The organism is Nostoc sp. WHI (genome assembly GCF_015714725.1).
Lineage (GTDB): Bacteria > Cyanobacteriota > Cyanobacteriia > Cyanobacteriales > Nostocaceae > Nostoc.
Genome location: NZ_WBKM01000209.1, coordinates 1 through 6,972 on the forward strand (window position 1 = coordinate 1; position 6,972 = coordinate 6,972).

The 6,972-nt window shown below is 43.4% G+C and carries 4 protein-coding genes and 2 pseudogenes; 4 read left to right on the top strand and 2 right to left on the bottom strand.

What is annotated here, in order from left to right; genetic code table 11:
* Both F8S12_RS20825 and F8S12_RS20830 read left to right on the top strand, forming a co-directional pair.
* Positions 1–361 (top strand): annotated as a pseudogene (locus tag F8S12_RS20825) (hypothetical protein); the annotation flags it as partial.
* Positions 362–449: 88 nt separating this feature from the next.
* Positions 450–818: a hypothetical protein gene (locus tag F8S12_RS20830; RefSeq protein WP_196517997.1), complete on the top strand. Its 369-nt coding sequence runs from the start codon at positions 450–452 to the stop codon at positions 816–818.
* 237 nt (positions 819–1,055) lie between these two features.
* Here F8S12_RS20830 and F8S12_RS20835 read toward each other — a convergent pair whose 3' ends face one another.
* Together F8S12_RS20835 and argZ are read right to left on the bottom strand one after the other, a co-directional pair.
* Positions 1,056–1,577, bottom strand: coding sequence for a DUF2085 domain-containing protein (locus F8S12_RS20835; RefSeq protein ID WP_196517999.1), 522 nt, complete (start codon positions 1,575–1,577; stop codon positions 1,056–1,058).
* 40 nt (positions 1,578–1,617) lie between these two features.
* The gene (gene argZ, locus F8S12_RS20840) at positions 1,618–3,729 is read right to left on the bottom strand and encodes a bifunctional arginine dihydrolase/ornithine cyclodeaminase (RefSeq protein WP_196518000.1); all 2,112 of its coding nucleotides are present in this window, start codon (positions 3,727–3,729) and stop codon (positions 1,618–1,620) included.
* A 461-nt stretch (positions 3,730–4,190) separates the two neighbouring features.
* On the opposite strand from argZ, the gene F8S12_RS20845 reads away from it, so the two are divergent.
* On the top strand, positions 4,191–5,771 hold the full coding sequence (locus tag F8S12_RS20845) for a glycosyltransferase family 39 protein (protein WP_196518002.1): 1,581 nt from the start codon (positions 4,191–4,193) through the stop codon (positions 5,769–5,771).
* A gap of 189 nt (positions 5,772–5,960) precedes the next feature.
* A pseudogene (locus F8S12_RS20850) lies at positions 5,961–6,972 on the top strand (DUF2157 domain-containing protein); the annotation flags it as partial.

A 6,972-nucleotide genomic window follows, 5' to 3' on the forward strand; every position in this document is an offset into this window, starting at 1 on the left:
ACCTTTGATGCATCGCCCTGCACCTTTGATGCATCGCCCTGCACCTTTGATGCATCGCCCTGCACCTTTGATGCATCGCCCTGCACCTTTGATGCATCGCCCTGCACCTTTGATGCATCGCCCTGCACCTTTGATGCATCGCCCTGCACCTTTGATGCATCGCCCTGCACCTTTGATGCATCGCCCTGCACCTTTGATGCATCGCCCTGCACCTTTGATGCATCGCCCTGCACCTTTGATGCATCGCCCTGCACCTTTGATGCATCGCCTTGCACCTTTGATGCATCGCCTTGCACCTTTGATGCATCGCCTTGCACCTTTGATGCATCGCCTTGCAAAAATGAGCTTACCCTTTCTTTAACCTTGTTTTATCTAAAAACTTCACCTTACTGATAGTTTTAGGGTTGCAATGGGTACATTAAATATGTACCTTATAACAATATACTGATATGTCTATCCAAGATACAACACGCCGTTTACGCCCTCAAGTAATTAGTGAAAATGTTACTTCATGGCACGGTTTGCAAACGATCGCTATTTATGAAACAACCCGTGCTGATGCCTCTGCTACCAAATTACAGCAAACTTATCAAGTTATGTTAGCCCAGCAACAAGCCGAAACCGAAAAACTAACTTTATACCGTGCTGCTGCTGATGCTGCGCGATTAGCAGAATGGGAATTTCACAATGCGGTATTAGCGATGAAAGAAGTTGTGCGCGGACAATACGGATCGGATAGCGATCAAGCCCAAGCGGTAGGACTGAAGAAAAAATCAGACCATAAGCGTCCTAGCCGCAAAAAGTTAATCGCATCATGAGCTAGGAAATATTAACATATTTTAGATGTGCGATCGCTGTCAGAAGTAATGTAAAGTGCGATCGCATATTGCGATCGTTCGCGGAGCGTCTCGTAGAGAAGCAAGCTACGCGCTTGCTTCTGGGAATGACATTGTGTAATTGATTCCGTCCAATTACTTATTTCACCTCTCTACGAGACGCTACCGCGTAGCTTGTTTTCCGCAGGAGTACGTCACACTCGCAATGGCATTGTGTAATTAATTCAGCCGACTACTTATCATATTCTGCCACCCGTGTAAGAGCGGCATAGTAAACAATCCCCACGCTAAACCTGTAATTAACCCAAAAGGCGTAACCAGATAGTTATTAAAATTCCACAAACCCAAAACCTCTGCTGCCAATTCTAAAGGATAAGCCATCATTAGCACACTAGCTAAAGCCGCACCATTCCAGCCATACTGACTTAACCAATAAAAATCCTTACCACCACTTACCCCATACAGCAGACGAGTAATCAACAAACCCGTCACCGTCCCATAGCACCGCATACACACAGCCATAATAAACGGTGATGCCAAACCTAATCCCATAGTTGGCTGCGGACATACATGATTACCCATAAAGTAAATGATGTCCGCAATCCCCCCAAGCAAAGACACTCCAGACGCAGCCAGAAAGGGAGCCGCTAGTGGGCCAACAACCATCCCTGCCAACATAAAATCAGCAATCAAGCTAACCCAACTAATCTGCAACTCTCCCCTAAAAGCCACTCTTCCCATCTCCCCTCTCTGCGCCTGGGCGCCTTTGCGTGAGCTTTTCCTAACCTACCTTATTAACATAAGGACTCGTCAACTTATCCAACTGCTGAATCAACAGACTCAGAAACAATCCCACATCTGTCACCACACCCACCGATTCCACAGAACCGCGATCGCTTAACTTAGTCACTACAGCTGGATTAATATCCACACACACCATTTTCACACCAGCCGGAGTCATATTACCCACACCAATGGAGTGCAGCATTGATGATAGCATCAAAATCATCTCCGCACCTTCTAGGTGTTTGGCATATTCCTCTTGTGCTTTAATCAAATCCATTTGGGTATCAGGCAAAGGCCCGTCATCTCGAATGGAGCCAGCAAGGACAAAAGGCACATGATTGTGGACACATTCATACATCACACCATTTTTAATCACCCCCGCCTCCACAGCTTTGGGAATGCTGCCGTAGCGACGAATGGTATTAATTATCTTCAGGTGATGGCGATGTCCACCATGTACGGCGATACCCCGCTTCATGTCCATACCAAGGGAAGTGCCCATGATATTTTGCTCAATGTCATGAACTGCGATCGCATTGCCACCAAGCAACGCTTGCACATATCCTTCTCGAATTAGTTGCGCCAAGTGTTCGCCGCCACCAGTGTGAATCACCACAGGCCCAGCCGTGACAACTACTTTACCACCAGCATCGCGGATTTTTCGCAATTCCCAAGCCACTTGCTCAACCACCAATTCGACGCGCCGCTCACTGGAAACGCCCGATGACATAAAGCTGAATTCTTGAGTGCTGCGTTGTTCGCGTGATTCAGTTTTGCGGATGGTGCGAATGCCTAGCACATCGACAATTACCTGTTCGCCAACTTCTAAATCGCGGAGGATTTTACACCGAGCGACTAAACCAGTGGTAGTTTGAGTAATAGCGATCGCGCCATCCATCCGTTGATTTTCCACCTTCACCCACTGACCATTAATTCGCACTTCGGTAGGATAAATGGTACTGACGTAGAAATCATCAGGCGCAACCCCAGCTTGAATCACAGGCTCAAGTTTGGCATCTCGCTCATCTTCGGGTAAATTTACAGCACCCAAATCAATCAACAGCGAGATGATTTCCTCCATCACCTCATGGGATGGCGCTGATACCCTCACCTCGGCGGCTGAGGTACTTTGTCGTTGTTCTCCCAAGTTGAAATTCAGAACTTGGAAACTTCCCCCGGCATCTATGATCAAATCCAAAGCGCGGTTAATTAAGCCTGCATCAAGTAAGTGTCCTTCCATGCGAATGACGCGGCTTTCTACCGAGACATTGGCATGAACTTCGTCTCCAACTGGTTCCGTCACGCGTAGAGTTAAGCATTTAGCTGCACCTCCAGCTTTGAGAAATTCGGTAAGCGGCGTTTCCAGAACTTGAAAACCTGCATCTACAAGCTTTGTTTTCAAAACATCACTTGCCTTGTTCATGATTACGATGCTGTCCACATTCACCGCATTACAAGCAAAGTTGACTGCATCAGCTTCGGCAATTGCAATCCGCTTTTCTGGTGCGACTCGCATCTCAATTAAGCGGTTGGAGTAAGAATCAAAAGCGCCGGGATAGTAGAGCAAATAGCCGTTTGCTAGGGGACAAAAGCAGGTGTCCAGGTGATAGAAGCGTTCGTCCATGAGTCGTAGGGAAAGCACCTCAATATCCAGCCATTTAGCTAGATAAGGGTGAGAATCTAACTCTGAGCGGAAACCGTATCCTGCCCATAACCAACGTCCTTCCCGATCCAGCAGTGCGTCTCCTGCGCCTTCAAAGGGCAAATCTTTGGGGAGTTCGTTAACTGTATAACCATTTGCCTCAAACCATTGTTTGAAGAAAGGCTCTTCTCCCTGACGTTCTTTGTGCAGAAAGCGACTGAGGACAACGTTATTCCCCAGTACTAAGCCAGCGTTGGCAGTAAAAACTAAATCAGGCCAACCTTTTTCAGGTGGTACTAAGTCGACAATGGCGTGTTGTTTGAGGATTTGGTGTAATCCCTGCCATTGTTCTACGGCGCGATCGCGCGATGATTTGTGAATATTCCCTTCCATCCAGGGATTAATCACGTAGTCTACATCGTAGTGATCAGGGGCACACATCAAAAAGCGAATACGGGAAGTCATAAAAATCTTACAAGCGTTTTAGATGCTACAAGCTTACTTTGAATACAGATTTTTGTTTTTTTAATCAATTGTGTAAAATCTGTCAGTGCAACTCTATCTTTTCATAGGTTGAAGGGTTTACAAAAGCTTTGTTATTAATTCTATTACTGGAAGAGACAAAGTGAAGAGAAGAAGCCCAGAAGGTGACAAAGTAGTGTCGGGTGTGCGGTACAATGATGACGCTAAGAACAGAATAAGTCCGATAAGTGATGAATAATACAATACCTGCACTATGGAGCGATCGCTGGCTGAATCTGCTCGCTCAACTAAACTCAGCCTATTCTGCCCAATTAATTTATACTGTAGAATAATTTACTTACATCTTAACGAGTAGCATTAAAACTAAAATGCCTTCTCAGAAACGGTTTATGAGATAAAATTTTATCGCTGTTTATTAACGCTTTGAGGTAATTGAAAACTGCATGAAAAAGCAATTGTCACGGAACTGGCTTATTTCTCAATCTTGGCTACGCTTTTTAATCATTATTCTATTAGTAATAGGTGTATTTTTTCGTTTCGTAAATCTGGACAAAAAAGTATATTGGCTCGATGAAGTTTATACATCATTACGCATCTCTGGTTATATGAAATCAGAAATGGAGGAGCAGCTACAGAATGGTCGTTTACTCAGCATAGAAGATTTACATAAATACCAGTTTCCTAATTCGGAAAAAAACATAAATGATACAATTAAAGGGTTAATATTAGAAGAATCGCAGGTTGTACCGCTATATTTTGTGATAGTAAGGTTTTGGGTAGAGTGGTTTGGCGATTCTGTAGCAGTCATAAGAAGTTTTTCAGCGTTCATTAGTTTGCTGACCTTTCCTTGTATTTATTGGTTGTGCCAAGAATTATTTAAGTCTTCACTAATAGGGTGGATGGCTATGGTCTTGGTGAGCATTTCACCTGTCCATGTCCTGTATGCACAAGAGGCACGAGCTTACAGTTTATGGATAGTAGCTACCTTAATGTCGAGCGCAGCACTGCTGCGAGCTATGCGCCTTCAAACAAAAGTTAGTTGGTGCATTTATGCAGCAACATTATCACTAGGGTTTTACAGTCAATTGTTTTTTAGCTTTGTCGCTCTGGCACAGGCAATTTATGTAGTTATAATCGAACGCTTCCGATTAACTAAAACCTCAATATCTTATCTGCTATCATCGCTTGCAGGGTTTCTGATTTTTGTACCTTGGTTTTGGATTATTATTACCAACCCCACTCCCGAAGGAGTAAGTTGGACAAGTACTAAACAAACATTACTTCAGTCAGCTATAAGGTGGGCTGGGATTATTAGTCGTGCGTTTCTTGATTTAGGTATTAGCCCTAGTGACCCAGGGAGACTTAAGATAGCCTTAATTCCTGGGATTTTAATGATTTTTGCTTTTATTATTTACTCAATTTATCTTCTCTGTCGAAGAACTTCCCAAGAAGTTTGGTTATTTGTCTTAACTTTGATTGGGTCTGTAAGTCTTCCCCTAATGCTGTTGGATTTTGTCTTCGGAAAGCGATTCGGGACTACTCGATATATACTTCCGTCTATTTTAGGTATACAGTTAGCGTTTGCTTATTTGTTTACCACTAAAATCACATCTATTTCTAGTAAGATTTGGCAGAAAAAGCTCTGGTCACTTGTAACATTGATAGTAATTAGCAGCGGAGTTATATCTTGTATTCTCAGTTCTCAAGCCCAGATTTGGTGGAACAAATTGCCTGAGTTAAATCAACAGTATCCTCAAATTGCTCGGGTAATTGCTCAAGCTAATAAACCGCTTTTAATTAGTGATACTAGCACACTTGCAATCCAAACACTTGGTTATTTACTTGATCCAAAAGTGCGGCTTCAACTTGTATATCCAAATAATTTACCAGAGATTACTACTGGCTTTACTGACATCTTCTTGTTCAAACCCTCTAATTTCTTGAAAGCTGGAGTTGAGAAAATTTATAATTCCAAGTTACAGCAGATAGACAACTTACTCTGGAAAATCACAAAATCGACTTAAACCAAGGATACGGGCGCATCTACCAATTGAGAAACTCGAAGAAGGACCCTAAAAGCAGACAATTGATATTTGAATATCGATCGCAGTTTAAAAATTAATATCAATTAGCCTAATAAGTGGCACAATTAGAGCCAAAATATACTTTAATTAAACCAACAATTTAAGTATATACTCACATGACTGCGGATTATGTCATTGCCTCTTGACCACCTGCTAAAGATTGAAATCAGACTACCGTCCTCTCATCCTCATTTATTAGAAGGGCTAGATATATGGCTGCGCTTAGGTTTGATATCCGATACCCAAGTTAGGCAGCTATGTCGAGAGTTTCTTGTGTGTGCAGTGATGTTGCAAGCTCAACCAAAGGTAGTATTTGCAACCTCCGACCCCGTGGAGCAGTTACCCGTAGCAGCTTTACAATCTAGTAGCCGTAGACAACCGCAACCAAAAGCAGCTAAACCCAACTTTATCAGCACAATGTTGCAGTCCTTGGGAGCAGAACTCAGTGTCCGGTGGCTGCTGTTTCTAGGTGTATTCCTAGTAGTGGTATCCTCTGGGGTATTGGCTGCTAGTCAGTGGAAAATGTTTCCCCCTGCTGGACAGTATGGAGTTTTATTTGCTTATACTTTGAGTTTTTGGGGGTTGAGCTTTTGGGCGACTAGGCAAAGCAATCTTAGATTGACGGCTCAAACATTGTTGATTGTCACCCTTTTGTTAGTACCCGTGAACTTTTGGGCAATGGATAGCTTTCAGTTGTGGCAAAATCCTGTGAATTGGATTGTAGTTGCGATCGCCTGTCCTACTCTTACTGCTATTACTGTTTTACTATCCAAAAATCGGGCTATTTTTCCCAATTTACATCCCGACAAATTATCTGTAGCAAATATTCTGGGGCTGAGTTATCTGCATTGGGGTTGGCAATTAAGAGCATTTCCCTTAATTGCTGTTTATGTGGCAACGATCGGCACAACTATTATTACCATTTATCACAATCTCTACCAACAGCCTAATTCGATCAGCGAGGCAGATAGGCGCGATCAGTTAAATATTAACTTACCTGTTGCGGTAATTATTTATGCCTTAATTGTGCTGTTAGTGCGGGCGATCTTTGTTGCCAGGGTAGATGTCACGCAGTTGGGGTTAGCTATTGGCATTTGTGGCTGGTTGGTAACTTGGTTAGCACAGCAGGGAGCAGGGGGCC

What these genes read in the sequence shown, in the direction of transcription:
- F8S12_RS20830 (WP_196517997.1), top strand. Translation starts at nt 450, where the DNA reads ATGTCTATCCAAGATACAACACGCCGTTTACGCCCTCAAGTAATTAGT.
- argZ (WP_196518000.1), bottom strand. Translation starts at nt 3,729, where the DNA reads ATGACTTCCCGTATTCGCTTTTTGATGTGTGCCCCTGATCACTACGAT.
- F8S12_RS20835 (WP_196517999.1), bottom strand. Translation starts at nt 1,577, where the DNA reads ATGGGAAGAGTGGCTTTTAGGGGAGAGTTGCAGATTAGTTGGGTTAGC.
- F8S12_RS20845 (WP_196518002.1), top strand. Translation starts at nt 4,191, where the DNA reads ATGAAAAAGCAATTGTCACGGAACTGGCTTATTTCTCAATCTTGGCTA.